This window comes from Micromonospora sp. WMMD1076 (assembly GCF_029581475.1).
GTDB classification, from domain to species: domain Bacteria; phylum Actinomycetota; class Actinomycetes; order Mycobacteriales; family Micromonosporaceae; genus Micromonospora; species Micromonospora aurantiaca.
Genome location: NZ_CP120862.1, coordinates 4,302,886 through 4,328,253, shown reverse-complemented (window position 1 = coordinate 4,328,253; position 25,368 = coordinate 4,302,886). Strand labels below are relative to the sequence as shown.

The 25,368-nt window shown below is 74.3% G+C and carries 27 protein-coding genes; 18 read left to right on the top strand and 9 right to left on the bottom strand.

Annotation, left to right across the window (positions count from 1 at the left end; translation table 11 throughout):
• Positions 1-2 precede the first annotated feature (2 nt).
• The 4 genes from egtC (at position 3) to O7622_RS20600 (ending at position 2,896) form a co-directional block, all read left to right on the top strand.
• Positions 3-785 (top strand): ergothioneine biosynthesis protein EgtC, encoded by a 783-nt coding sequence (gene egtC / locus O7622_RS20615; protein WP_282309806.1) that lies wholly within the window; start codon positions 3-5, stop codon positions 783-785.
• Positions 782-1,747, top strand: coding sequence for an L-histidine N(alpha)-methyltransferase (gene egtD / locus O7622_RS20610; RefSeq protein ID WP_282309805.1), 966 nt, complete (start codon positions 782-784; stop codon positions 1,745-1,747). The genes egtC and egtD overlap by 4 nt, the downstream gene beginning before the upstream one ends.
• Before the next feature lie 225 nt (positions 1,748-1,972).
• The gene (locus tag O7622_RS20605; protein ID WP_282309804.1) at positions 1,973-2,560 is read left to right on the top strand and encodes a TMEM165/GDT1 family protein; all 588 of its coding nucleotides are present in this window, start codon (positions 1,973-1,975) and stop codon (positions 2,558-2,560) included.
• A gap of 132 nt (positions 2,561-2,692) precedes the next feature.
• Positions 2,693-2,896 (top strand): hypothetical protein, encoded by a 204-nt coding sequence (locus tag O7622_RS20600; RefSeq protein WP_282309803.1) that lies wholly within the window; start codon positions 2,693-2,695, stop codon positions 2,894-2,896.
• A gap of 59 nt (positions 2,897-2,955) precedes the next feature.
• On the opposite strand, the gene nhaA is transcribed toward O7622_RS20600, so the two are convergent.
• Positions 2,956-4,257 carry a Na+/H+ antiporter NhaA gene (gene nhaA, locus O7622_RS20595; protein ID WP_282309802.1) on the bottom strand — a complete coding sequence of 434 codons (1,302 nt, stop codon included), beginning with the start codon at positions 4,255-4,257 and terminating at the stop codon, positions 2,956-2,958.
• A 160-nt stretch (positions 4,258-4,417) separates the two neighbouring features.
• Positions 4,418-6,265 carry a polysaccharide biosynthesis protein gene (locus O7622_RS20590; RefSeq protein ID WP_282309801.1) on the bottom strand — a complete coding sequence of 616 codons (1,848 nt, stop codon included), beginning with the start codon at positions 6,263-6,265 and terminating at the stop codon, positions 4,418-4,420.
• A 185-nt stretch (positions 6,266-6,450) separates the two neighbouring features.
• Between O7622_RS20590 and O7622_RS20585 the strand changes: the two genes are divergently transcribed.
• Positions 6,451-7,899 carry a polysaccharide biosynthesis tyrosine autokinase gene (locus tag O7622_RS20585; RefSeq protein ID WP_282309800.1) on the top strand — a complete coding sequence of 483 codons (1,449 nt, stop codon included), beginning with the start codon at positions 6,451-6,453 and terminating at the stop codon, positions 7,897-7,899.
• Here O7622_RS20585 and O7622_RS20580 read toward each other — a convergent pair.
• Entirely contained in the window at positions 7,880-8,440 is a 561-nt protein-coding gene (locus tag O7622_RS20580; protein WP_282309799.1) for a low molecular weight phosphatase family protein, read from the bottom strand. The two genes, O7622_RS20585 and O7622_RS20580, sit on opposite strands and share 20 nt — an antisense overlap.
• Positions 8,441-8,584: 144 nt before the next feature.
• Here O7622_RS20580 and O7622_RS20575 point away from each other — a divergent pair, with 144 nt between their 5' ends.
• From O7622_RS20575 to O7622_RS20540, 8 genes are all read left to right on the top strand, one after another.
• Positions 8,585-9,826 (top strand): glycosyltransferase family 4 protein, encoded by a 1,242-nt coding sequence (locus O7622_RS20575; RefSeq protein ID WP_282309798.1) that lies wholly within the window; start codon positions 8,585-8,587, stop codon positions 9,824-9,826.
• 102 nt (positions 9,827-9,928) lie between these two features.
• Positions 9,929-11,713: a DUF4012 domain-containing protein gene (locus O7622_RS20570; protein ID WP_282309797.1), complete on the top strand. Its 1,785-nt coding sequence runs from the start codon at positions 9,929-9,931 to the stop codon at positions 11,711-11,713.
• Between the two features lie 13 nt (positions 11,714-11,726).
• Positions 11,727-12,347: a hypothetical protein gene (locus O7622_RS20565; protein ID WP_282309796.1), complete on the top strand. Its 621-nt coding sequence runs from the start codon at positions 11,727-11,729 to the stop codon at positions 12,345-12,347.
• A gap of 98 nt (positions 12,348-12,445) precedes the next feature.
• A complete protein-coding gene (locus O7622_RS20560) occupies positions 12,446-12,862 on the top strand; it encodes a protein-tyrosine phosphatase family protein (RefSeq protein WP_282309795.1) in 417 nt (138 codons plus the stop codon).
• Positions 12,863-12,961: 99 nt separating this feature from the next.
• Complete coding sequence (locus O7622_RS20555; RefSeq protein WP_282309794.1) at positions 12,962-14,221, top strand: serine hydrolase; 1,260 nt, start codon at positions 12,962-12,964, stop codon at positions 14,219-14,221.
• Positions 14,222-14,282: 61 nt separating this feature from the next.
• Positions 14,283-15,446, top strand: coding sequence for a glycosyltransferase (locus tag O7622_RS20550; RefSeq protein WP_282309793.1), 1,164 nt, complete (start codon positions 14,283-14,285; stop codon positions 15,444-15,446).
• Complete coding sequence (locus O7622_RS20545) at positions 15,443-15,898, top strand: polysaccharide deacetylase family protein (protein WP_282309792.1); 456 nt, start codon at positions 15,443-15,445, stop codon at positions 15,896-15,898. Before O7622_RS20550 ends, O7622_RS20545 begins: the two co-directional genes overlap by 4 nt.
• 10 nt (positions 15,899-15,908) lie before the next feature.
• A complete protein-coding gene (locus O7622_RS20540) occupies positions 15,909-17,186 on the top strand; it encodes a D-alanyl-D-alanine carboxypeptidase (protein WP_282309791.1) in 1,278 nt (425 codons plus the stop codon).
• Between the two features lie 15 nt (positions 17,187-17,201).
• On the opposite strand, the gene O7622_RS20535 is transcribed toward O7622_RS20540, so the two are convergent.
• Complete coding sequence (locus tag O7622_RS20535; protein WP_282309790.1) at positions 17,202-18,227, bottom strand: substrate-binding domain-containing protein; 1,026 nt, start codon at positions 18,225-18,227, stop codon at positions 17,202-17,204.
• A 199-nt stretch (positions 18,228-18,426) separates the two neighbouring features.
• Between O7622_RS20535 and O7622_RS20530 the strand changes: the two genes are divergently transcribed.
• From O7622_RS20530 to O7622_RS20520, 3 genes are all read left to right on the top strand, one after another.
• Positions 18,427-19,392 (top strand): alpha/beta fold hydrolase, encoded by a 966-nt coding sequence (locus O7622_RS20530; protein ID WP_282309789.1) that lies wholly within the window; start codon positions 18,427-18,429, stop codon positions 19,390-19,392.
• Positions 19,393-19,452: 60 nt separating this feature from the next.
• Complete coding sequence (locus O7622_RS20525; protein WP_282314186.1) at positions 19,453-20,262, top strand: M15 family metallopeptidase; 810 nt, start codon at positions 19,453-19,455, stop codon at positions 20,260-20,262.
• Between the two features lie 65 nt (positions 20,263-20,327).
• Complete coding sequence (locus O7622_RS20520; RefSeq protein ID WP_282309788.1) at positions 20,328-20,834, top strand: DinB family protein; 507 nt, start codon at positions 20,328-20,330, stop codon at positions 20,832-20,834.
• A gap of 28 nt (positions 20,835-20,862) precedes the next feature.
• Here O7622_RS20520 and O7622_RS20515 read toward each other — a convergent pair whose 3' ends face one another.
• Positions 20,863-21,636, bottom strand: coding sequence for an alpha/beta hydrolase family protein (locus O7622_RS20515; protein WP_282309787.1), 774 nt, complete (start codon positions 21,634-21,636; stop codon positions 20,863-20,865).
• A 147-nt stretch (positions 21,637-21,783) separates the two neighbouring features.
• On the opposite strand from O7622_RS20515, the gene O7622_RS20510 reads away from it, so the two are divergent.
• Positions 21,784-22,176, top strand: a complete 393-nt coding sequence (locus tag O7622_RS20510) for a hypothetical protein (protein WP_282309786.1) — start codon at positions 21,784-21,786, stop codon at positions 22,174-22,176.
• 391 nt (positions 22,177-22,567) lie between these two features.
• The gene (locus O7622_RS20505; protein ID WP_282309785.1) at positions 22,568-23,767 is read left to right on the top strand and encodes an RtcB family protein; all 1,200 of its coding nucleotides are present in this window, start codon (positions 22,568-22,570) and stop codon (positions 23,765-23,767) included.
• Positions 23,768-23,801: 34 nt separating this feature from the next.
• On the opposite strand, the gene O7622_RS20500 is transcribed toward O7622_RS20505, so the two are convergent.
• Genes O7622_RS20500 through O7622_RS20485 form a run of 4 tightly spaced genes read right to left on the bottom strand, consistent with a single transcriptional unit; the run spans position 23,802 to position 25,333 of the window.
• Complete coding sequence (locus tag O7622_RS20500; protein ID WP_282309784.1) at positions 23,802-23,966, bottom strand: hypothetical protein; 165 nt, start codon at positions 23,964-23,966, stop codon at positions 23,802-23,804.
• Positions 23,963-24,181, bottom strand: coding sequence for a helix-turn-helix transcriptional regulator (locus O7622_RS20495; protein ID WP_282309783.1), 219 nt, complete (start codon positions 24,179-24,181; stop codon positions 23,963-23,965). Before O7622_RS20495 ends, O7622_RS20500 begins: the two co-directional genes overlap by 4 nt.
• Entirely contained in the window at positions 24,181-24,660 is a 480-nt protein-coding gene (locus O7622_RS20490) for a DUF2975 domain-containing protein (RefSeq protein WP_282309782.1), read from the bottom strand. Before O7622_RS20490 ends, O7622_RS20495 begins: the two co-directional genes overlap by 1 nt.
• Before the next feature lie 31 nt (positions 24,661-24,691).
• The gene (locus O7622_RS20485) at positions 24,692-25,333 is read right to left on the bottom strand and encodes a dihydrofolate reductase family protein (protein ID WP_282309781.1); all 642 of its coding nucleotides are present in this window, start codon (positions 25,331-25,333) and stop codon (positions 24,692-24,694) included.
• Positions 25,334-25,368: the final 35 nt, after the last annotated feature.

Below are 25,368 nucleotides of genomic sequence, written 5' to 3'. Positions count from 1 at the left end.
CGATGTGCCGTCACCTCGCGTACCTCGGTCCACCCGTGCTCCTGGGCAGCCTGCTGTTCGACCCGCCGTACGGGCTGCTGCGCCAGTCGTGGGCGCCGCGTGACATGCGTGGCGGCGGCACTGTGAACGCCGACGGGTTCGGCGTCGCCTGGTATCCCGGCGACGGCGACCCGGTCCGCTACCGGCGGGCCCAGCCGATGTGGAGCGACACCACGCTGCCGGAGCTGGCCGCCGTGACGCGCGTGCGGGCGGTGCTGGCCGCGGTCCGCTCGGCCACCGTCGGCATGCCGCTGCACGAGACCGCCGCCGCACCGTTCGCCGAGGGGCGGTGGCTGTTCAGCCACAACGGCGTGGTGCGGGGCTGGCCGGACAGCCTGGTCCCGCTCGCCGCCGGCCTGCCCGTGCGCGACCTGATCACACTCGATGTGCCGACCGACTCGGCGTTGCTGTGGGCGCTGGTCCGGCACCGGCTGCGGGCCGGCGCGCCACCGGACGAGGCGGTGGCGGACACCGTCGCGGCGGTCGCCGCCGCCGCTCCCGGCTCGCGGCTGAACCTGCTGCTCACCGACGGTACGACGGTGGTGGCGAGCACGGCCGGGCACGCGCTGTCGATGCGCCGCGGCCCGGACTCGGTGCTGCTGGCGTCCGAACCGTTCGACGACGACCCGGCCTGGCGGGCCGTGCCGGACGGCCGGCTCGTGGTGGCGACCAAGGGCGGGCTCGACGTGCGGGAGACGACGGCCGCCCGACGATCCGTACCCACCGCAAGAGAGGACACCCGATGAGCGCGGAGCCGCTGGAGATCCACCTGGAGCAGCAGGACCTCGACCGTGGGCTGCGGGAGGACGTACGGGTCGGGCTGGCCGCGACGCCGAAGTGGCTGCCGCCGAAGTGGTTCTACGACGCCCGGGGCAGCGAGCTGTTCGAGGAGATCACCCGCCTGCCGGAGTACTACCCGACCCGTGCCGAGCGGGCGGTGCTGGCCGCGCACGCCGACGACGTCGCCACCACGACCGCGGCGAAGACGCTGATCGAGCTGGGTTCGGGCTCGTCGGAGAAGACCCGGCTGCTGCTCGACGCGTTCACCCGCCACGGCGACCTGGGCACGTTCGTGCCGCTGGACGTCTCGGTGAGCGCGTTGCGGTCGTCCACCGAGCAGATCGCCGCCGCGTACCCGGGGCTGCGGGTGCGGGGGATCGTCGGCGACTTCACCCGTCACCTCGACCGGCTGCCCACCGGCGGCCGGCGTCTGGTGGCGTTTCTCGGCGGCACGATCGGCAACCTGCTGCCGGTGGAGCGGGCCGAGTTCCTCACCGCGATGCGCGCGGCGCTGGAGACCGGCGACTGGCTGCTGGTCGGCACCGACCTGGTCAAGGACCCGGGCGTGATCGTGCCCGCGTACGACGACGCGGCGGGCGTGACAGCCGAGTTCAACCGCAACGTGCTCCGGGTGATCAACCGTGAGCTGGGCGCGGACTTCGACGTCGACGCGTTCCGGCACGTGGCGGTCTGGGATGCCGGCCGGGAGTGGGTCGAGATGCGATTGCGTGCCGAGCACCCGACCCGGGTGCGGGTCCTGGACACCGACGTGGTGTTCGCCGCCGGCGAGGAGCTGCGGACCGAGGTGTCGGCCAAGTTCCGGCCGGAGGGGATCGCGGCCGAGCTGACGGCCGCCGGGTTCGACCGGCGGGCGTTCTGGACCGACCCGGACGGACTGTTCGGGGTGAGCCTGGCCCGGGCCGACTGAGGGCCGTGGCCCCGCCCACACCCGGTGACCGGGGCTGCCGGTGATCGGCTAGGCTGGGCGGCGCGAAGGGGAGTAGCCCCCAATGTCGTGGTCGACACACTGGTGCGTTCCGCATCCGGCCACGCGGCCCCGGTCTCCGGGGCGGGCGAGACCTTCGACTCAGGCTGTCGCAGCCGGGTCGAGGGCGCCCCCGTTCCTCCTCCCGGCTTGATCGGGAAGGTTCACATGGAGGGTTTCCTCGTCGCGCTGGTGGTCAGCTTCGGCGTCATCTTCGTCGCCGAGCTGGGCGACAAGTCCCAGCTCATGGCACTGACGTTCGCCACGCGGTTCAAGCCGGTGCCGGTACTCATCGGCATCACGATCGCCACCGCCGTCGTCCACCTGGCCTCGGTGGCCATCGGGTACGGCCTGAGCGCCGCACTGCCCACCGACTGGATCTCGCTCGTCGCCGGTCTGGCGTTCCTCGGTTTCGGCGCCTGGACGCTGCGCGGCGACAAGCTGACCGAGGAGGAGAAGCGCAAGGCCGAGCGCGGCGGCCGGTCCGCCGTCATCGCCGTGGGTGTGGCGTTCTTCCTGGCCGAGCTGGGCGACAAGACCATGCTCGCCACCATCACGCTGGCCACCAAGTACGGCTGGTTCGGCACCTGGCTCGGCTCGACGCTCGGCATGGTCGCAGCGGACGCGCTGGCGATCCTGGTGGGCCGGATGCTCGGCCGGCACCTGCCGGAGCGGACCATCCGCTACGGCGCGGCGGTGCTGTTCGCCATCTGCGGCCTGTGGCTGATCTTCGAGGCGGTCTCCGAGCTGACCTGAGCGGAACCGGCGTGACTGGTGCGGCGGCGCCCGATGATCGGAGAGCGCCTCGGTGGGTAAGTAGCCCGGGTGAGCGCCGTGGCGGTGACCGTCCGGCGGAGGACGAATCGGCACGACCGGGAGGTTCCGCCCATGAGCAGGCACGACGAGCCCAACGAGTACGGCTTCGCCGGGGGCGCCACCGCGCCGGAGCCGCCGCCGGGCGGGCGCGAGGACGAGCAGGACCGCGCCGAGCAGGTGGCCGTGCCGGGTGACGACCTCACCGCCCCGGCCGCCGAGGCGATTGAGGAGCCGGAGCGCAGGCGCGGGCCGCGCCCGGCCGAGCGCCGGCGCTGAGGCGTACCGCGCCGACCCGTGCGGCGGGCGTGACCGGCTGGTCACGCCCGCCGCGCCGCTCAGGCCAGGCCCTCCTGGTAGACGTCCGGGACGCCGTCGCCGTCGGCGTCCCGGCTCTCCCGCTCGCTGACCCGCCGGTAGACCCGGTTGCGGCGGACCAGCACCACCGAGGCCAGCAGCGCGGAGGTGAGCGAGCCGAGCAGTACCGCCACCTTGACGCCGTCCTCCTCCGGACTGCCGGCGCCGAACGCCAGCTCGCCGATGAGCAGCGACACGGTGAACCCGATTCCGGCCAGCAGTGCCAGCCCGGCCAGGTCGGCCCAGGTGATCTCCTCGTCCAGTTCGGCCCGGGTGAACCGGGCGAGCAGGTACGTCGAGCCGAACACGCCGATCACCTTGCCGAGCACCAGCCCGGCGGCCACCGCGAGCACCACCGGGCTGGTGAGCACGCCGCCCAGGTCCACCCCGACCAGCGTCACCCCGGCGGCGAAGAAGGCGAAGACGGGTACGGCCAGGCCCGCGGAGACCGGCCGCCAGCGGTGCTCCAGCCGCTCGGCGAGGCCGGGTGCGCCGTCGCGTCCCCGCAGCACCGGCACGGTGAAGCCGAGCAGCACGCCCGCCACCGTGGCGTGCACACCGGAGGCGTGCACCAGCGCCCAGGCGGTCACCGCGAGCGGGATCAGCGCCCACCACCAGGTCCGCCGCCGCTGCACGAGCAGCCCGAACGCGGCGATCGGCAGCAGCGCGGCGAGCAGCGGCAGCGGGTGGAACCCGTCGGTGTAGAAGACCGCGATGACGGTGATCGCGAAGAGGTCGTCGACCACCGCGAGGGTGAGCAGGAAGGCGCGCAGCCCCTGCGGCAGGTGGGAGCTGATGACGGCGAGCACGGCGAGTGCGAAGGCGATGTCGGTGGCGGTGGGGATGGCCCATCCGCGCAGGCCGTCGCCGCCGGCGCTGAGCGTCACCGCGAGGTAGACCAGCGCGGGCGCGATCATGCCGCCGAGCGCGGCCACCACCGGCAACGCGGCCCGCCGGGGGTCGCGCAGGTCACCGGCGACGAACTCGCGCTTGAGTTCCAGGCCGACCACGAAGAAGAAGATCGCGAGGAGCCCGTCGGCGGCCCAGGTGCGCAGGTCGAGATCCAGGTGCAGGCCGGCGCCGCCGGGCCAGGGCACCCGGTGGCCCAGCTCGGCGTACGCGGCACGCCACGGCGAGTTGGCCCAGATCAGGGCGAGCACCGCGCCGAGCAGGAGCAGGCCGCCGCCGACGGTCTCGGTGCGCAGCACGTCGGCCAGGAAGCGGGCCTCCGGCCAGGAGCGGCGGGACAGCAGGCGGGAACGGTGCGGGGTGTGCTGGGGCATGCGGCGTCCGTTCGGAAGCTGGGGTCGGCGGAACCATCGCCGACCAGGCTTCCCGGCACACCTGGACCAACCCTAACGGGCGCCGCCACCGGCGGCGAGCCGAGCCGGCCGATGGGACGCCGTCTCACCACCCGGGTGGGGCGTCCCATCGGCCGGCGGGTCAGCGCTGTCCGGGCAGGGCGGGCAGGGACGCCCCGACCGGGTCGCAGAACGCGGCCATCCGCTTGATCAGCTCGTCCGGGTCGGCGTACGGGTCGAGCCCGCGCACCTCGTCCGGGTCCAGCTCGGGCACGGGGACGTGGGAGATCAGCGGGTGCAGCGGCCGGCTGTCCACCTCGTCGGCGCCGAACAGGTGCTCGTGCAGCTTCTCGCCCGGTCGCAGGCCGGTGAAGACGATCTCCGCCGGGCGGTCCGCCTCGGCGGCCAGCCGGCGCGCCACGTCGGCGATCCGGACCGGCTCGCCCATGTCGAGCACCAGCGCCTCGCCGCCCCGGCCGATCGTCGCGGCCTGGAGCACCAGGTGCACCGCCTCCTGCACGGTCATGAAGTAGCGGGTCACGTCGGGGTGGGTGACGGTGATCGGCACCCCGGCCCGGATCTGCGCCTGGAACGCGGTGAGCACCGAGCCGCGGCTGCTGAGCACGTTGCCGAACCGGACGCTCAGGTATCGGCCGTTGAGCCGCTGCGCGTGGTACGCGGTGAGCCGTTCGGTGATCCGCTTGGAGTAGCCGAGGACGCTCGCCGGGTTGGCCGCCTTGTCGGTGGAGATGTTCACGAACTCGGCGACGTCCCGGCACGCCTGCAGCACGTTCAGCGTACCCAGGATGTTGGTCTTGATCGCCTCACCGGGATGGCGCTGGAGCAGCGTGAGGTGCTTGAGCGCCGCGGCGTGGAACACCACGTCGGGCTGCCGGTCGGCGATCGCCCGGGCGATGCCCTCGGCGTCGCGGATGTCGGCGAGGATCAGCTCCGGCCCGTCCAGCAGCGCGCGCCCGTGCAGGGACATCTGCAAGGCGTGCAGCGCGGACTCGTCCCGGTCGAGCATCATCAGCTCGTCCGGCTCGCAGCGGGCGATCTGCCGGCACAGCTCCGAGCCGATCGAGCCGCCGGCGCCGGTGACGAGCACCCGGCGCCCGGCCAGCCCGCCGCGCTCGACGCTCAGCTCGGCCACCCGGTGCGCGCGGCCCAGCAGGTCGGTGAGCTGGAGGTCGCGTACGTCGGTGGCGGCCACCGGGCGGTCGAGGACCTCGCGCACCGGCGGCAGGACCTTGAACGCCGCGCCGGCCTCCAGCGTGCGGGTGCGGACGTCGCGCAGCAGCTGCGGGTCCGAGCCGCTCATCGAGAAGATGACAGTGCTCGCCCGGGTGGCCCGGACGGCGGCGGCGATCTGCTCCCGGCCGCCGAGCACGCGCAGCCGCTCCAGCCGCAGGCCGCGGCTGTCGGGCGCGTCGTCGAGCAGGCCCACCGGCCGGTAGCTGCTGTCCGGGTCGTGCAGCAGCACCCGGACGAGCCGTTCGCTCGCCGCGTCCACCCCGTAGATCAGGCAGCGCTCGGCGTGTCGTGCGGCGGGCGGCCGGCGGTCGGCGTGGGCCCGCCAGAATCCCCGGGCGGCCGCCATCACCACGAGTGCCACCGCGCCGCCGACCAGCGGCGTGCTGGCCGGTACCGGGTGCTGCGTCCACGGCAGCAGGGCGACGAAGCCGACGGCCGCGACGAGCGCGACGGTGGTGGCCAGGCCCTGCGCGTCGCCGGCGCTGCCGATCGGATACCGGCCGTAGAACCGGGACCGCAGCAGCGTGAGCACGGCGTACAGCGCGGCACAGGCCAGCGCCATGCCGAGCGTACGGGCGCTGGCGGCGGCGGTGAGGTCGAACTCGTACCGCGTCCAGGCGGCGCCGAGAAAACCTCCGCACCACGCGGCCGTGTCCAGCGTTAACAGGGAAAGGGTGGCGGCGCGGTGGGTGATCCGGCCGGGGGGTCGAACGGCTGTGATCGCGTCACGATCCATGGGCTGCCCTCTACGTCCTATCCGTATTGAAAGGATTAGACCGTCTGTACCTGTTCGGTCGTTTACTGTCGTCCAGTCACGTAACGTCGTGAATAGGCGATTCGATCCTGGCACGGCGACTGGGGTTTTTAGGGGGCTTTCGTGCAGTTTCATCGGCAGACCGGCGTGTCGCGAGGGGGAGCGTGATGGACGTTCTCGGCTACCTGCGCCTGGTCCGACGCCACTGGTGGATCGTGCTGGTGACGGTGATGCTCGGCCTGGGCACCGCCGCGCTGGTGACGGTCCGGACGGCGCCTCGGTACGAGGCCTCGGTGACGTTCTTCGTCACCACGCCCAGCCAGGGGGTCACCGACGCCTACCAGGGCAGCCTCTTCCTCCAGCAGCGGGTGAAGTCCTACGGTGACCTGCTCACCAGCGACCGGCTGGCACAGAGCGTGGTCGCCGACGCGCCGCTCGGCCTCACCGCCGACCAGGTGCGCAGCCGGATCCACACCACCGCCACGGCCGGCACGGTGCTGCTCAAGGCGACGATCACCGACACCGACCAGACCCGGGCGTTGAAGACCACCGAGACGCTCGCGACGAAGTTCACCGATCTGGTACGCAAGGTCGAGACGCCGCCGGACGGCAAGGCCCCGCCGATCAAGATCGAGGTGGTCAGCGGTCCCCGCGTCACCTCCGACCCGGTCTCGCCGCAGCCCACCCGCAACCTGGTCCTGGGCGGTCTGCTCGGCCTGCTGCTCGGCGTCGGCCTGGCCGTGCTGCGCGGGGTGGCCGACGTCCGGATGCGCGACGGCGCCGGGCTGCAACGGGTGACCGGCAGTCCGCTGCTCGGCGAGATCCCGTACGAGACCGGCGCACGGTCGGCGCCGCTGATCGTCGGCGAGGCGGCCACCTCCGCCCGGGCCGAGGCGGTCCGCAAGCTGCGGACCAACCTGCGCTTCGTGGACGTGCACGAGCCGGCCCGGGTCATCGCGGTCACCAGCGCGTTGCAGGGCGAGGGCAAGACCACGATGGCCTGCAACACCGCCATCGCGCTGGCCGAGGCGGGCTGGCGGGTGCTGCTGATCGACGCCGACCTGCGCCGCCCCAAGGTCGCCGACTACCTCGGCCTCGACGGCGGCGTCGGCCTCACCGACGTGCTGGTCGGCGACGTCCAGGTCGGTGACGTGGTGCAGCGCTGGGGCGAGAAGTCCCTGCTGGTGCTGCCCAGCGGCGCCACCCCGCCCAACCCGAGCGAGCTGCTCGGCTCCAAGTCCATGGCGGACCTGCTGGTCGCGCTGCGGGACTCGGCGGACATCGTGGTCATCGACACCGCGCCGCTGCTGGCGGTCACCGACGGCGTGGTGGTGGCCGTGCAGGCCGACGGCGCGCTCCTGGTCACCCAGCAGGGACGTACCTCCCGCAGCCAGGTCGCGGCGGCGGCGCACGCGCTCAGCTCGGTCTCGGTGCGCCTGCTCGGCTGCGTGCTGAACATGGCCAAGGTGGCCAAGGCGGACGCCTACCAGTACGAGGCGTACAAGGTGGTCGTGCCGCCCGCGGCACCCTCCGTGCCGGCCGACCGGGCCGGCGCCCGGCGGGGCGCGAAGGCCGTGGGCGACCGGACGCAGGAACTCACCCGGCTGTCGCGATGAGCGCGAGCACGGGCCGGATCGACCGCTCGATCTCCTCGGCGCAGCGCCGGAACGCGGCCGGCGAGCCGCCGATCGGATCGCGCAGGTCCTCCGCGTCGGGGGCGGCGGGTTGCAGCCGCCCCCGGGCGCGGACCGCGGCCGACACCGCCGCCCGCAACGGCGTGCCCGCGTCCGCCTCCGCCTCGGCGGGGCGGGCCTCGGCCGCCAGCCGGGCGAACTGCCGCAGCGTGAACGTCCGGGTCAGCGCGGCCGGCGCCAGCGCGGTGCAGGCCGAGCGTTGCCGGCGGGTCGCGGTCAGCACCAGCGCCGCCCCGGTCAGGTGCTCCGGGCGCAGCCGGCGGGTCCGGAAGGCGGCCGGGTCCGCGCCGGTCCGCGCGGTCACCTCGACCGCGTACGGGTGCATGGCGGCCCCGTCGATCGCGTCGGTCCCCGCGCTGGCCACCGCCAGCGGCAGGCCGGCCAGCATCCGGCGGGCGATGAACTCCGCCATCGGTGACCGGCACATGTTCGCCTGGCAGACGAAGAGCACCTCGTCGACCATCTGCACCCCTCTCGTCGGCACGGTCGCGACGGAGGGTGCCGCGACGGCGTTCTTCCGGCGGTCGCGGCCGGACGCAGAGGGGATGCGGGAATGGTACGCGCTGCGGTGTCCGGCCGTCCGGAAAGCCGCGCCGGGAGCGCGGTCATGAGGGTCGGCATCCTCACCTACCACTTCCCGCCGGAGCCGGCGTTCGTCCCGGGGAGCCTGGCTGAGGAACTGGTGGCCCGGGGCCACGAGGTACGGGTGCTCACCGGCTTCCCGGACTACCCGGGCGGCCACGTCTATCCCGGCTGGCGGCAGCGCTGGCGGCACCAGACGCACAGCGAGCGGCTGACCGTGCGCCGCGTGCCCCGGTACGCGGCGGGCGACGGTTCCGCCCGTGCCCGCACGGCGACCTGGCTCTCCTTCGCCGGCAGCGCCGCGCTCGCCGGCCGGGGCCTGCTGCGCGACGTCGACGTGCTCTACGTCTACGGCCATCCGGCGGTCACGTTCGCGGCCACCGGGCTGCTGCGGCTGCTCGGCCGTACGCCGGCCGTGCTGCACGTGCAGGACGTGTGGACGGAGCGGAACGGGCGCCCGGCGCCGGACAGCGGGTGGCCGGCGCGGCTGGAGGCCGCCACCCGCCGCCTCTACCGGGAGGCGGCAGTGGTGGCTGTCGGTTCGCCGTCGATGGCGGATCTGGTCCGCGCCGGCGGGGCCGACCCGGGCTGGGTGCGCACCGCGCCGAACTGGACCGACGAGCGGATCTTCCGGCCCACCCAGGCCGGTCCGGCGGTCCGGCGGCTGGTCCGCCGGGACGACCGCTGCGTGGTGATGCACGCCGGGACGATCGGCGCGCGCCAGGATCTGGAGACGGCGGTCCGCGCGGCGGCGGCGCTCGGCGACCGGATGGATCTGGTGCTCGTGGGCTCGGGTCCGCAGGAGCGGCGGGTGCGAGGGCTCGCCGCCGACCTCGGCGCGGACAACGTCCGGTTCCTGGAGCGACGGTCCGCGGTGGACATGCCGCAGCTCTACGCCGCGGCCGATTACCAGCTCGTGGCCCAGCGCGACCTGCCGGAGCTGCGTGGCCGGGTGCCCGGCAAGCTCCAGGCCGCGCTCTCCTGCGCCGCGCCGGTGGTCGCCTCCGCGGCGGGGGAGACGGCGGAGGTGGTGGAGCGGGCCCGCGCCGGTCTGTCCTGCCCGCCGGAGGACTGGGCGGCGCTGGCCGACCGCTTCTGGCTGGCCGCCGCCATCCCGCCGGCCGCCCGGCTCGACATGGGCAGGCGGGGCCGTGACGCGTACCTGCGGGACATGTCGATGCGGGCCGGTGTGGACCGGATCGAGGCGCTGCTGCACGAGGCGGCCGAGCGGTCGTCGAACCGAACAAAGTTCGCACACAGCGGTTAAATCGTCAGAGTGTCTAATAACGGCTCGAAAGGGCACTTTCTCGTGCTAAAAAGCACTCGAACGCGAATTGTGTCCGATTCGACCGACGCATAGGGGGAATCCGTGAGCGGACCTGGTGCCACGCCCGTCCGGCGGCGCCGCTCGCGACGGCGCCGGCGCACCCGGGTCCGCCGGATCCTGCTGACCGGGCTGGTCGTCGTGTCGGTGCTGCTCAGCGCCGGCGGCTGGGTCGCGTTCCGGGGCTGGCAGGCCCGCGCCCACCTGGTGAACGCCGCCGGGCTGGCCCGGGAACTCAGCGCCCAGGTGCTCGACGGCGACGTGGCCCGGGCCCAGCGCACGCTCGCCGCGTTGCAGGAGCAGGCCGCCGCCGCGCGCGGCGAGACCGGGGATCCGGTGTGGTGGGTCGGCCAGCAGACCCCGTACGCGGGGGACAACCTCGCCGCGGTGCGGCAGATCTCGGTGGCGGTGGACGATCTGGCCCGGCTGGCGTTCCCCACGCTGCTGCGCGTCGACCTCGCCTCGCTGGTGCCGAAGCAGGGCAAACTGGACCTGGCCCGCCTGCGCGCCGTCTCGGCCGAGGTCTCCGCCGCCGACCAGGCGGTACGCCGGACCGCCGACCGGCTGCGGCAGGTGCCCACCGGTGACCTCGTGACGCAGGTACGCGAGGCGGTCACCGCGCTGCGCGCCGAGCTGGACCAGCTCGGCGAGCTGACCTCGGCGGCTGATCGCGGCGCCCGGCTGCTGCCGCCGCTGCTCGGCGCGGACGGACCGCGCAGCTATCTGCTGGTCTCGCAGAACCCGGCCGAGCTGCGCGCCACGGGCGGCATGTTCGGCGCGTACGCCGTCCTGCGCGCCGAGGGTGGGCGGATCCGCCTCGTGAAGCAGGGCAGCTCGTCCGACCTGCGCTTCTTCGACCCGCCGCTCAAGGTCGACGCGGAGGTGAAGCGGCTCTGGGGCGAGCTGCCGGGCATCTATCCGGCGGACGTGAACCTCAACCCGGACTTTCCGGCCGCCGCCGCGCTCTACCGCGACATGGTGCGCCGCCGGACCGGCACCACAGTGGACGGGGTGCTGGCGGTGGACCCGGTGGTCCTGTCGTACCTGCTCGGCGTCGTGGGTCCGGTGAACGTGCCGGACGGGCCGTCGCTGGGTGCCGCCACGGCCGTACGGACGCTCCTCAGTGACTCGTACCGGGACCTGGACACGAAGGACCAGGACGAGTACTTCACCAAGGCCGCTTCGGGCGTCTTCGACACCCTGTTCACCAAGACGGTCGACCCGCGCGCACTTTTGACCGTTTTTACCCGTTCAATCAATGAACGTCGGATATTGTTCTGGAGTGTCCGATCTGAGGAACAACGCGCACTGGCCGGCAGCCGGCTGGCCGGTCAGCTCCCGGAGAAGGACTCCGTGCCGACTGTCGGCGTGTTCCTCAACGACGGCAGCGGCGCGAAGCTCGGCTACTACCTCAGGTTCTCGACCACCGTGACAGTCGGCGAATGCCACCCGGACGGGCGCCGTGAGCTGCGGCTTCGGGTCACGGTGCACTCCACCGCCCCGAAGTCGGGCCTGAGCAAGTCGGTCACCGGGCTGGCTCTGGCCGGCGACAAGTACACCGCACGCACCTTCGTCTCCGTCCACACGCCCACCGGCGGCGCCGTGCTCACCGGCCGGCTGGACGGGCGGGACACCGCAATGGGCAGTGGCACCCACGGCCGCCGCCAGGTGGCGGTCGCGAACGTGGAGACCCGCCCGGGGCAGACCCGGACGCTCGACGTCACGGTGCTCACCGGCAAGACCGGCGCCGGGACGGCCGAGCTGGTGCACACGCCCACCGTCACCCCATGGACCACCCAAGTAGTCAACGCACCAAGCTGTGAACAGTAGGAGGGAAACCATCATGCGGCTATCCCGCATCATCATGGCGCTCACGGTGGGCCTGGCCGTAGCGGCCGTGCCGACCGCGGCCGGGGCGGCGCAGCCGCAGCCCCCGGTCTACCCGCCCGAGGTCGCGTCGCTGACCGTCTCACCGACCACCATCCGGCTCGGCGAGACGTTCACCCTGCGGGGTTCGAACTTCGCGCCGAACGAGTCGGTGCGGATCGACGTGGCGATCTCGGGCCTGCCCGCGGCCGCCCCGGCCGAGGGGACCGCGCGGCGCAGCGACGGCAGCACGGTGGCGATGGCGCCTGTCGCCTACACGCCCAACCGTGCCCAGCCGCAGCCCGCGCCGACCACGTTCACCGTGACGGCCGACGCCAGCGGCAACTTCACCGTCACCTACCGGCCGACCCGGCCGGGCCGGTACACCTTCACCGCCACCGGTCTGACGTCCGGACGGATCGCCAGCGCCACCGGCACCGTCCTGCCGCCGCGGCCGACCCGGTCGCCGCACCACGGCGGTCTGCCGGTGACCGGTGACAGCATCGGCACGCCGCTGAAGCTCGGTGGGGGCCTCGCCGCCGCCGGTGCGGTGCTGCTTCTGGCCTCCATGGCCTGGCGCCGCCGCCGCCTCGGCTGATCCGAGGCGCGCCGGGGACGACCCGGCTCGATCGTGAGTGCCCGCCGGACCCGGTCCGGCGGGCACTCACGTGTCCGGCCGACACGACACAATGAGCCATGGACGCGACACCGTGGACCGATCAGGCCGGTCTGCTCACGCTGCCCGGGGGCGCCACCGTGCGCGGACGCCGGGTCGCCGAGCCCGGTTCGCCCGCCGACTTCGCCCTGCTGCTGGCGCCCGGCCCCGAGCCGGAGTGGCCGGTCCGGCGGGTCCGCTGGCCCGACTTCTGGATCCCGGCCGACCGCGCCGACGCCCTCGACGCGCTGCGGGAGGCGTGGCGGCGCGCGTACGCGGGGGAGCGGGTCGAGGTGGCCTGTCACGGCGGCGTCGGGCGCACCGGCACCGCGCTCGCCGCGCTCGCCGTGCTGGACGGGCTGCCGCCCGCGCGGGCGGTGGCCTGGGTCCGGTCCCGCTACCACCGGCGCGCGGTGGAGACGCCGTGGCAGCGGTGGTGGCTGCGCGGCGTGCGCTGACACCCGGCCGGTCACCCACCGGAAGCGTCCGATCGGCGCGGCGTCACGACACCGGTGAGCCGTCCCGACCTGATCATCGGGCTCGGTAGGGTGCCTTTCATGAGAGCCCGGGTCCTGGCCGCCGCCACCGCCGTCACCCTGCTCGCCACCGGGACGCCCGCCCCGGCCGCCGCCCCGGCCACCACACCCGCCGTCACCGCGCCCTGCCCGCGCCTGCCCGCCCCGAAGGTCAGCCGGCCGCCACGCCCGACACCGCCGGCCACGACGCCCGACCAGGCGGCGGTGGGCGGTGAGGCGCTGGCCGGCGCCGGGCTGGTCATGCCACCGGGCAGCCCCGCGCCCCCGGCGGTCACCGCCACCACCTGGCTCGTGGCGGACCTGGACACCGGCACGGTCCTCGGCGCGTGCGGCGCACACGTCCCCGGCACCCCGGCCAGCACCCAGAAACTGCTGCTGGCCGCCACCATGCTGACCCGGCTGGACCCGAAGCAGGTCGCCGTCGCTGCCCGCGCCGACCTGGACATCGAGCCGGGCAGCTCGGCCGTCGGCCTGCTCGTCGGCGGCCGCTACAGCGTGGAGACGCTGTGGCTGGGCCTGCTGCTCCAGTCCGGTAACGACGCCGCGAACATGCTGGCCCGCCTCGGCGCCGGCAGCGCGCAGGCCGGCGTCGCCGAGATGAACGAGCAGGCCCGCCGGCTCGGTGCCGGGCAGACGCACGCGGTCACCCCGTCCGGCCTGGACGGCCCCGGCCAGTTCACCAGCGCGTACGACCTGGCGCTCATCGCGCGGGCCTGCTTCGCCGACGCCGCGTTCCGCCGGTACGCGCTCACCGAGCGCACGCAGATCCCGGCCCAGCCCGCGTTGAAGAAGGGCGGGTTCCAGATCCAGAACGAGAACCAGCTCGTCTACCGCTATCCCGGCGCGCTCGGCGGCAAGACCGGCTTCACCGAGCTGGCCCGGCACAGCTACGTCGGCGCCGCGCAGCGGGACGGACGCCGCCTCGTGGTGACGCTGCTCGGCGCCGAGGCCCGCCCGGTACGCGGCTGGCAGCAGGGCGCCCAGCTTCTCGACTGGGGCTTCCGGCTGCCCCGGGACGCCTCGGTCGGCCGGCTGGTCGAGCCGGGCGAGCGGGACGCCGAGGCGGCGCAGCCCCGGCAGGCGGCGGCCGCCGAGCCCACCCGTACCGCCTCCCCGCCGTGGCGGGGACCGGCCGGGACGGCGCTGCACCGCATCGGCGACGGGGACTGGCGGGTGATCGTGCCGGTAGCCGGTCTGCTGGCGCTCACAGTAGGCGGGGTGGTGGCCGTGCTCGCCGCCCGCCGGGGCCGATCCCGCCCCCGCGGACGCCGCCGGGCCTGACCCGGTCACCGACGCCCCGGGCGGGTCGCGTGGACACCGGTTCCGTGGGTATGCGCCCGGCATGGAGCACCCGGGCCGGATCGTGGTGGTCTCGGCGGACATCGGCGCCGGACACGACCGGGCCGCCGACGAGCTGGCGCACCGGCTGCGTGCGCAGGGCTTCGAGGTGGACCGGCTGAACCTCCTGCACCTGCTGCCGCGCCCGGTGCACCGGGCGGTACGCGAGACGTACCGGGGCGTGCTGCACCGGCTCCCCTGGGGCTACCACGCGCTGTTCCGGCTGACCGGCAGCTCGCAGACCGCCGTACGCGCGATCCGCGCGCTGCTGCGGCCGTTCCGACGTCGCCTGCGCCGCCGCATCCCGTCCGACGCGCGGGCCGTGGTCACCACGTATCCGTTCGCCAACCAGCTCCTCGGCCCGTTGCGGCGCCGCGGGCGGCTCCGTGTCCCGGTGATCACCTATGTGACCGATTTCGTGGTGCACCCGACCTGGCTCGCGCCGGGCGTCGACGTGTACTGCGGGGTCCGCCACGCCGAGACGCACCCGGCCTGCGCCGCCGACGTCACCGCGGTGCAGCCGCTGGTGTCCCGCGCCTTCACCCGCACCGGACCGGAGGACCGGCGGCGGGCCCGGCAGCGGTTCGGTCTCCCGGCCGAGGGTGTGCTCGCGCTCGTCGTCGCGGGCTCCTGGGGCGCCGGCGAGGTGGCGGCCACGGTGGCCGAGGTCGCCGCCGCGGGCGTCCGGCCGGTCGTGGTGTGCGGGCACAACGCGGCGCTGCGCCGCCGGCTGCGCGGCGCCGGCCGGCACGTGCTCGGCTGGGTCGACGACATGCCGGCGCTGATGCGCGCCGTCGACGTCATGGTGGAGAACGCCGGCGGGCTGACCTGCCAGGAGGCGCTGGCGGCCGGGCTGCCGGTGGTCACGTACCGGCCCATCGCCGGGCACGGACGCGCGAACGCCGCGATCCTGGCCCGCGCGGGCCTGAGCCGGTGGGCGGCCACACCGCAGCAACTCGGGCCGGTGCTCGCGGCGGTGCTCGGGGCCGGACCGGTGGCCCCGTCCCGCGACGACGTGTCCCAGGACCCGGCCGGCCTGGTCGCCGAGGCGGCACGCCGGGCACCACCCGCGGGCCCGGCCGGTACACGTCGCCCGCTGCTGGACCCGGTCGGCGACGCGGTCGCCGTCCTCGCCGCGCTGCTCCAGTCCACCGGCGGCCTGCGATGAGAACCGCCACCCTCGCCCGGGACGCCGCGCTCGTGGTGCCGGCGGCGCCGGTGGTGACGGCGCTGCCCGCCGTACGGCGGCTGCTGCCCGGCCTGCACGGGATCGGGGCGCCCGGCCGGGTCGCACCGACCTTCGCCGACGGCCCGGACCCGGAGTCCACCGGCCACGTCCTGGACGTGCTGGCGGCGCACCGGGTCCGGGCTACGTTCTTCGTGCTCGGCGCGATGCCGCGGCGCCACCCGGCGCTGGGCCGCCGGGTGGTCGACGACGGCCACGAGATGGCCGTGCACGGTTCCTGCGACCGCCGTACGGCGTGCTCACCACCGCCGCGCTCGTGGCCGCCCCGGGCTCCGCGCGCGCTGATCCGCGAGCGGGCCGGGAGCCTACCGCGCGCCCGCGGCGGCGGAACGCGAATCCCGGAGCCGGTGACCCGTTCGGGTCGGCGTGGCTAGCGTCCGGGTCATGAGGACCTGGGGATCCTTCGTGGCGCTGGCCGCCGCCCTGCTGCTGCCGGCCTCCGTGACACCGGCGGCCGCCGTCCGCGCGCCGGTACGCCGGCTGCCGCCCGCGCCGCCCTGCCCGAATGTGCCGGCCCCGTCGACCCGGCCGCCGCAGGCGCCGCCGGCGCCCGACCCGGCCGCGCGGGCCGTCGGTGGCGTCGCGCTCGACACCGCCGGCCTGGTCGTCCCGCCCGCGTCGAGCGCGCCGCCTGCTGTGACGGCCACCTCCTGGGTGGTCGCCGACCTGGACAGCGGCGCGGTGCTCGGCGGCTGCGGCCCGCACGAGTACGGCGTACCGGCGAGCGTGCAGAAGCTGCTGCTCGCAGCCACCATGCTGCCCCGGCTGGACCCGCACCGGGAGGTGACGGTGACCGCCGGGGACCTGGCTGTCGAACCGGGCAGCTCGGCGGTCGGGCTGGTGGAGGGCGGGCGCTACCGGATCGAGACGATCTGGCTCGGCCTGCTGCTGCGCTCCGGCAACGAGGCCGCCAACGCGCTCGCCCGCCTCGGTGGTGGCCCGGACGGGCCGGCCGGCGGGGTACGGGCGATGAACGAGGAGGCGCACCGGCTGGGCGCCCGGCAGACGCACGCGGTCACCCCGTCCGGCCTGGACGGGCCGGGGCAGTTCACCAGCGCGTACGACCTGGCGCTGATCGCGCGGGTCTGCTTCGCCGACCCGGCGTTCCGCAGGTATGCCGCCACCCGGACCGCGCAGGTCCCGGCCCAGCCGGCGCAGCGGGCGAAGGCGTTCGCCATCTCCAACGACAACATGCTGCTGGACCGGTACCCGGGCGCGCTCGGCGGCAAGACCGGCTTCACCGACCTGGCCCGGCACACGTACGTCGGCGCGGCCGAGCGCGGCGGGCGGCGCCTCGTGGTCACGCTGCTCGGCGCCGAGGTGACCACGCAGCGGGGCTGGCAGCAGGGCGCGGCGCTGCTGGACTGGGGGTTCGCGCAGCCCCGCGACGCCGTGGTGGGACGGCTGGTCGAGCCGGGGGAGCTGGACCGGCCGGCGCCACCGGCGGGCGGGGCGGCCTCGGCGCTGGCCGGGCAGGCCGGTCTGGGGGGCGGCGGGGCGGCACCCGGGCCGCGCCCCGGTACGGGCGTGACTGTGGCGGTGGGCGCGGTGCTGACGGCCGGGGGAGTGCTGCTGCTGGCCCGGCGTCGTCGTAACGCCGCCGCCGTCGCCATGTCGGCCAGGCCGGCTCTAGCGGAGCCGGAAGTTCCGGAACAGGACTGAAAGGAGCGGCCCGGATCAGCGGCGGGCAGGCCCCGCGGTGCTGTCCCGCACCACGAGTTCGGTGGCCAGCTCGACCCGGGGCGAGTCGATCTCCTCGCCCTGGGCCAGCCGTAGCACCGTACGCGCGGCGAGCCGGCCCATCTCCACGAGCGGCTGGCGCACGGTGGTCAGCGGCGGTGAGGCCCACCGCGCCTCGGGCAGGTCGTCGAACCCCACCACGCTCACGTCGTCGCAGACCCGCAGCCCGCGGCGGCGCACCGCCTCGTACACCCCGAAGGCCATCTGGTCGCTGGCGGCGAAGATGGCCGTCGGCGGGTCGTCGAGGTCGAGCAGCGCGCCACCGGCGGTGAACCCGGAGGCGTGGTAGAAGTCGCCGGGTTGCACCAGCCGGTCGTCGGCGGCGACTCCGGCGGCGGCCAGCGCGGCCCGGTAGCCGTCCAGCCGGGCCCGGCTGCACAGCAGGTGCGGCGGGCCGGCCACGAAACCGATCCGGCGGTGGCCGAGCTTGAGCAGGTGCTCGGTGGCGGTCAGGCCGCCGGTCCAGTTGGTGGCGCCGATCGCCGGCACGTCCGTGGCGGCCACGCCGGCCGCCGGGTCGACCACCACCACCGGCACGTTGAGGCGCCGCAACTGGGCCTGCACGGCCGGGCTCAGGTGCGAGGTCACCACGATCACGCCGTCGGAGGCGCGGGCGCGCAGGTTGTGCAGCCACTGCCGGGTGGAGCTGGACTCGCGGTGGATCGCCGAGACGACGGTGCCGACCCCGGCGGCGTGGCTGACGTCCTCCACGCCGCGGATGATCTCCACCGCCCACGGGCTGTCCAGGTCGTTGAAGACCAGGTCGACCAGGTCCGCCCGGCGCACCGTGCGGCTGCCCCGGCGCCGGTAGCCGTGGTGGCGCAACAGCTCCTCGACGCGTTCCCGGGTGTCCGGTGCGACGTCGGAACGCCCGTTGAGCACGCGCGACACGGTCGGGACCGAGACGCCGGCCTCCCGTGCGATCGCGGTGATGGTCACCCTGCGCTCGTCGTCCGCGCTCACCCGTGTTCCCTTCGCCGGCTGCCGGAACCGACCGGTAGACCGTCCCGCCCCACGCACATCTTGCCGTACGCCGAGGGCTTGACGACAGGCCGGACCGGCTCTAGCGTTCGCACGAGTTGCGGAAACGTTCCGGAAATGCGCCCGTCATCTTCCGACGGCTCGCCGTCCACCCCCGACGAACGACGAGGAAGACCGAGGCGTGTTCACCGACCTGACCGAGGCCGAACTCCGCACCTACCGCAGCGACCTGCACGAGCCTCCGGACTTCGACGCCTTCTGGGCTGACACTCTGGCACAGGCGCGCTCGTGCGGCGACCCGGTGTCCGCGACCCCGCTGCCCACGCCGCTGACCGGCGTCGACGTCTTCGACGTGACGTTCCCCGGCTTCGCCGGCCAGCCGATCCGCGCCTGGCTGCGGGTGCCGCGCGGCGCGACGGAGCCGCTACCCACGATCGTGCAGTACGTCGGGTACGGCGGCGGCCGCGGCCACCCGCTGGAGAACCTGCTCTGGTCCGCGGCCGGCTTCGCCCACCTCCAGATGGACACGCGCGGCCAGGGCTCGGGGTGGAGCCGGGGCGACACACCGGACGTCGCCGCCGCCGGACCGCAGGCGCCGGGCATGGCCACCCGGGGCATCGAGGACCCGAACAGGTACTACTACCGGCGCTTCCTCACCGACGCGGTCCGCGCCGTGGACGCCGCGTGCGAGCTGCCCGCCGTCGACCCGGACCGGATCGCCGTGCTCGGTCACAGCCAGGGCGGCGCCGCCGTGCTCGCCGCCGCCGCGCTGGCCCCGCGGGTACGCGCGGCGGTCGCGCTCGTGCCGTTCCTCTGCGACATCCCGCGCGGGATCACGATCACCGACGCCAGGCCGTACCGGGAGATCCGCGACTACCTCGCCGTGCACCGCGACCGCGAGGAGCAGGCGCTGCGCACGCTCGGCTACGTCGACGGCGTCGCGTTCGCCCGCCGCGCCACAGTGCCGGCCCGGTTCTCCGTGGCGCTGATGGACGAGATCACACCGCCGTCCACCGTCTACGCCGCCTACCACGACTACCGGGGCGACAAGGACCTGACCGTGTGGCGGTTCAACGGCCACGAGGCGGGCGGCATCGACGACGACGCCGCCGCTGCCGGCTTCCTCCGTACCGTGCTGGGCGGCTGACCACCGGTTCCGCCGATGCCGGCCCGCCGGGGCTGGTAGACACGGCGGATGGGCACCGGCATGCGCGCGACGGCGGTCCTGGCCGTCGCGGCCGTGCTGCTCGCCGCCTGCCAGCGGCCCGCGCCGTCCCCGTCGCCGTCCGCGCCGCAGTCACCCACCCCGACCGGTCCGAGGGCCCCGGCGGACATCGTGGACCTCGCCACCGTCGACCCCACCGTCCGCACCGACATCCGGTACGCGGGCCCGCACAACTTCGTCGGCCGGCCCGTCGACGGGTACGCCGAACCGCGCTGCCTGCTCACCCGCCCGGCGGCGCAGGCGCTGCACCGGGTGCAGACCGCAGCGCTCGCCGGCGGGCACAGCCTCAAGGTGTACGACTGCTACCGCCCGCAACGCGCGGCTGACGACTTCGTCGCCTGGGCGAAACTCCCCGGCGAGCAGCGGATGAAGGGGGAGTTCTACCCCGGCGTACCCAAGGACCGGCTGTTCGCCGACGGCTACATCGGCGCGCCCACCGCGCACAGCCGGGGCAGCACCGTCGACCTGACACTGGTCCCGGTCTCCGGGGCGCCGCAGGCCGCGTTCACGCCCGGCCAGGCGCTCGTGCCCTGCACCGACCCGGCCGGTCGCCGTTTCGCCGACGACTCGATCGACATGGGCACCGGGTTCGACTGCTTCGACCCGCGCGCCCACACCGCCGACGCGCGGATCGGCGACGCCGCCCGGAGCAACAGGGGCCTGCTGCTCCGGCTGATGTCCGCGCAGGGTTTCGAGAACTATCCGCTGGAGTGGTGGCACTACCGGTACGTCGACGAGCCGTACCCGGACACGTGGTTCGACTTCCCGGTGGCCGGTTCGTCAGTGCGGTGACCCGGTCGGACCATGATCGTTCTAGGCTGCCCGGGGAGAACACCACCACCCGGAAGGGACCACCTGTGCCTACCGAACGGATCGGCCCGCCGCTGCTCGCCGGCGAGCGGGAGTCGTTGCGAGCCTTCCTCGACTTCCACCGGGCCACGCTGGCCCTCAAGTGCGAGGGGCTGACCGACGAGCAGTTGCGCCGGCCGGCGTCGCCGCCGTCCACGCTGTCCCTGCTCGGCCTGGTCCGGCACATGGCCGAGGTGGAGCGCACCTGGTTCCGCCGGGTCATCGCCGCCGAGGACGTACCGCTCGTGTGGTCGGACAGCGGCGACTTCCAGCAGGCGTACGACGCCCGCGACGCCGACCCGGCGGAGGCGTTCGAGGCGTGGCAGCGCGAGATCGAGCACGCCCGGCGCATCGAGCGGGAGGCCGGGTCGCTCGACGTGACAGGTCACCAGGCACGCTGGGGCGAGGACGTCTCGCTGCGCCTGGTCATGCTGCACATGCTGCACGAGTACGCCCGCCACAACGGGCACGCCGACCTGATCCGCGAGGCGATCGACGGCACCGTGGGCGTCTGAGCCCGCTCAGCGCCCGCGCACACCGCCGTCAGCCCGTCCGCAGCGGCAGCCAGGCCAGCACGTCCTGGATCCGCGCGTCCCAGTACGCCCAGTCGTGGTCACCCGGACCGAAGTCGACGGTGACCGGCACGTCGCGCCTCCGGGCCACGTCGAGGAACCGCATGCTGTCCTCGTACAGGAAGTCCTCGGTGCCGCAGGCTACGTAGAGTGCCGGCCGGTCGTCGCCGGAGCGCTCCAGCAGCCCCACCGTGTCGTCGTCGGCGGGCACCGGGCCGTCACCCCAGACGGTGCGCCACACCGCCGGGTCGACCGGACGGGTCGCATGGTGGCGGCGGCGCGTCACGTCCAGCGCGCCGGACAGGCTCGCCGCCGCCGCGAACCGGTCCGGGTGGCGCAGCGCCCACTTCACCGCCCCGTAGCCGCCCATCGACAGGCCCGCGACGAACGTGTCCTCCCGCCGATCGGACAGCCGGAAGAACGACCGGCACACCTCGGGCAACTCCTCGCTGAGGAACGTCCAGTACCGGTTGCCGTGCGCCTCGTCGCAGTAGAAGCTCCGCTGCACCTGCGGCATCACCACGGCCAGCCCGAGCGGCGCCACGTACCGCTCGATCGCGGTGCGACGGGTCCACACCGTGTCGTCGTCGGTCAGGCCGTGCAACAGGTAGAGCACCGGCGGATCGCCGTCGGCGGCGGCGCCCGGCACGCCGATCCCGGCCGCGCCGCGATCGGGCAGCAGCACCGTCATCGACGTGCCCGTGCCCAACGCCTCGGAGAAGAAGTCACACCGGATCAGCGCCATGAGGCGGGAGCGTACCTCGGAGGGGTTCGATGAGGGCGTTCCTATTGCCCCGGGACCGTCGCACGGGAAAAGATGGCCGTGCGTGCCGGAAACACACCCGTAACCTGCGCGCTGCTGGTCTCTGTCACGAGGAAGTGGGAGTCAGTCATGAGCGACGTGTCGGCCGCACTGGGTGTGCGCCTCTACCCGGATCTGGTCGAGCCCGGCGGTCTCGCCCCAGCGCTCGTGGCGACCGCCGCCGCGCACCGGCTCGACGTCGGCGAGGTGACCGCGCCCGAGCAGGGCCGCAGCCGGTTCACCTGCGCCGAGATGACCTCCGCCCGGGGCGTGGTCTGCGTCAGCCTCGGCTCCCAGGCCCGCTACTTCATGATCGACCTGCGGGTGGACGGCGACGTCCAGGCCCGGGGCGACGCCACCGACCTGCTCCAGGTCGCGCAGGTGGCGGCCGCGTGGCGGGCCGGCATCACGCTCGCCGAGCTGACCGCGCGCTACCCGTTCATGGAGGAGATGCGGCGTCACCCGGTGGCGCACGCCGGCTAGCCGCCGGTCCGCCGGGCCGGCCGGCCCGGCACTCATGGAGTCGCGAAGCCGAGGGCGTCGTTCGTCGTCCCGCGGTCGCCCACGCGCGACGGAATATCGCGTTGCTGCCCGAGTGCGGCGGCCGTACCGTGAGCGGGCAACGTCGATCCGATCCACCAGGGAGCCTGCCGTGTCGCAGCAGAACCGCACCCGCGCCGAGCGGCTCGCGCCGCGCGCCGGTGTCCTGCTGTCCGAACCGGGCACGGGCCGGCGACGGCAGTGGCAACCCGGGTGGTGGCGCGTCTAGCGCCGGCGCGACGATCCGCGCGAACCGCCCGCCCCGACACCGGAGCCGGGCGGTTCTCCGTGTCCGGGGCACCTACGTCAGACGGACATGAGCAAGGAGACGACGATGGGTTTCACCCCGCTGGCCGGTACCCGGGCACCGGTCCGGGTCTGGACCGACCCGTACGCGATCGAGGCGCAGGCGGCCCGGCAGTTGCGCAACATCGGCGCGCTGCCGTGGGTGCAGGGCGTCGCGGTGATGCCGGACGTGCACTTCGGCAAGGGCGCCACGGTCGGGTCGGTGATCGCGATGCGGCAGGCCGTGTCGCCGGCCGCGGTCGGCGTGGACATCGGCTGCGGCATGTCCGCGGTGCGGACCTCGCTGACCGCCGCCGACCTGCCCGACGACCTCGCGCCGCTGCGTTCGGCGATCGAGGCGGCGATCCCGGTCGGCTTCGCCATGCGCGACGACGCTGTCGATCCGCGCCGGATCCGGGGGCTGGAGCAGGCGGGCTGGGACGAGTTCTGGCGGCGCTTCGGCGCGCTCGACCGGAAGGTCGCGCAGCTCCAGACGCGGGCGCAGCGGCAGCTCGGCACGCTCGGCGGCGGCAACCACTTCATCGAGGTCTGCCTGGAGCAGGGCGGCGCGGACGACGGCCAGGTCTGGCTGATGCTGCACTCCGGTTCCCGCAACATCGGCAAGGAACTGGCCGAGCGGCACATGGCGGTGGCGCGCGGCCTGCCGCACAACACCGACCTGCCGGACCGGGACCTCGCGGTGTTCCTCGCCGGCACGCCGGAGATGGAGGCGTACCGGCGGGACCTGTGGTGGGCGCAGGAGTACGCCCGGCGCAACCGGGCGGTCATGCTCGCGCTGCTCTGCCAGGTGGTCCGGGAGGCGTTCCCGCACGCCGGCTACGACGAGCCGATCTCCTGCCACCACAACTACGTGGCGGAGGAGAGCTACGACGGGGTGGACGTGCTGGTGACCCGCAAGGGCGCGATCCGGGCCGGCCAGGGTGACCTGGGCATCATCCCGGGCTCGATGGGCACCGGCTCGTACGTCGTGCGCGGCAAGGGGAACCTGGACGCGTACTGCTCGGCGTCGCACGGCGCCGGGCGGCGGATGTCGCGGGGGCAGGCGAAGCGGACGTACAGCACCGCGGATCTGGCCGCGCAGACCGCCGGGGTGGAGTGCCGCAAGGACGCCGGTGTGGTCGACGAGATCCCCGGCGCGTACAAGGACATCACCGAGGTGATGGCCCAGCAGGAGGACCTGGTCGAGGTGGTCGCCCACCTCAAGCAGGTCGTCTGCGTGAAGGGTTGAGCGGTGGGGCCGGCGTCGAGGGGGGCGCCGGCCCCTACCGGGTACGCCGGGCGACGCGTACGCCGATGGCGACCGCGCCGATGACGAGCAGCGCGGACAGGAGCTGGAGGCCGGGGGAGTCGTCGGCCTCCCCGTACACGAAACCGGCGACGCCGAACGCGACGGCGAGCAGGGCGACGGCGGCGAGCAGGTATCTCATCGTTCCTCCTCGTCGGCGACCCATTCGAGCAGGTCGCCGGGCTGGCAGTCGAGCACCCGGCAGATGGCCCCCAGGGTGCTGAACCGGACGGCCTTGGCGCGGCCGTTCTTGAGCACGGCGACGTTCGCCGGGGTGAGCCCCACGCGCTCGGCGAACTCGCCGACGCTCATCTTGCGCTTGGCCAGCTCCACGTCGATGCGCACGACGATCGGCATCAGATCACCGCTTCCATGTCGGTGCGCAGCGTGGTGGCCTGGCGCAGCAGCGCGCGCAGGACGACCATCAGCAGACCCAGCACGCTGACGCCGGTGACCAGCAGGAGCAGCAGCAGCGGCAACCCCGGGTCGTCGGCGTTGAAGCCGACGTAGCCGAACACGCCGACGAGTACCACCCAGGCGGCGGCGACCGCCCGGACGATCCCGTCGACCCAGCCCAGGGACGCCTCGGTGAAGATGCGGTCGTTGCGGACCAGGGTGAGCAGGTGCCAGGTGCAGACGATCACCACCTGTACGCACAGCACCCAGAAGATCGTCACCGCGGTGGCGGGCCACCGCAGGTACGCCATGTCCGGGTTCTCGCGCGCCAGGTGCGCGAACTGTCCGGGCAGCGACATGGTCTGGAACAGCACCAGGATCGCGAACAGCAGGACCAGGAATGCGCGGAGCGGAGTCACCGCGCGTTGCGCCGTCAACATGCATCGACTATCGCGTGGAACCTATCGAAAGTCAATCGGTATCGCTTGCGCGGCGGCCGACGGCATACCGGACGTGCACCGCGTGGCGCGAGTGGTGCACGGCGCGGATCTCCAGGTCGACGTCCCGGTCGAAGCCCTCGAAGAGTCGCTTCCCGCGACCGAGGATCACCGGCGCGGTGGACAGGCCCAGCTCGTCGACCACGCCGGCCGCGAGCGCCTGCCGGATCACGTCGGCGCCCCCGCCGATGACCACCGCGCCGTCACCGGCCGTACGCCGGGCCGCCGCCAGCGCCTCGTCGAACCCGTCGACCATGAGGAAACCGGCGCTCGGGTCCGGCTGGTCGGCGGTGCGGTGGGTGAGCACGACCAGGGGCGCCTGGAACGGGTTGCGGCCGCCCCACGCGCCGGCGCTGTCGTACATGCCCCGGCCGCACAGCGCGGCGCCGACGCCCGCCAGCAGCTCGTCGAAGTACGCGCGGTCCTCGCCGGTCATGCCGGTGCCGGGTTCGCGCGGCGAGTCGTACGTCCACGGCCCGCCCATCACCCAGTGGTGCAGCCGCTCGCCGCCGACGCCCAGCCCCTGGCCCGCGTGGTCGTCGGGGCCGGTGACGTAGCCGTCCAGGGAGACGGTGACGGACGCCCGCACCCGGCCCCGCGTTTCGCTTGTGCTCATGCTTCCTCCCGGAGATCGGAGAACATCGACTCGGG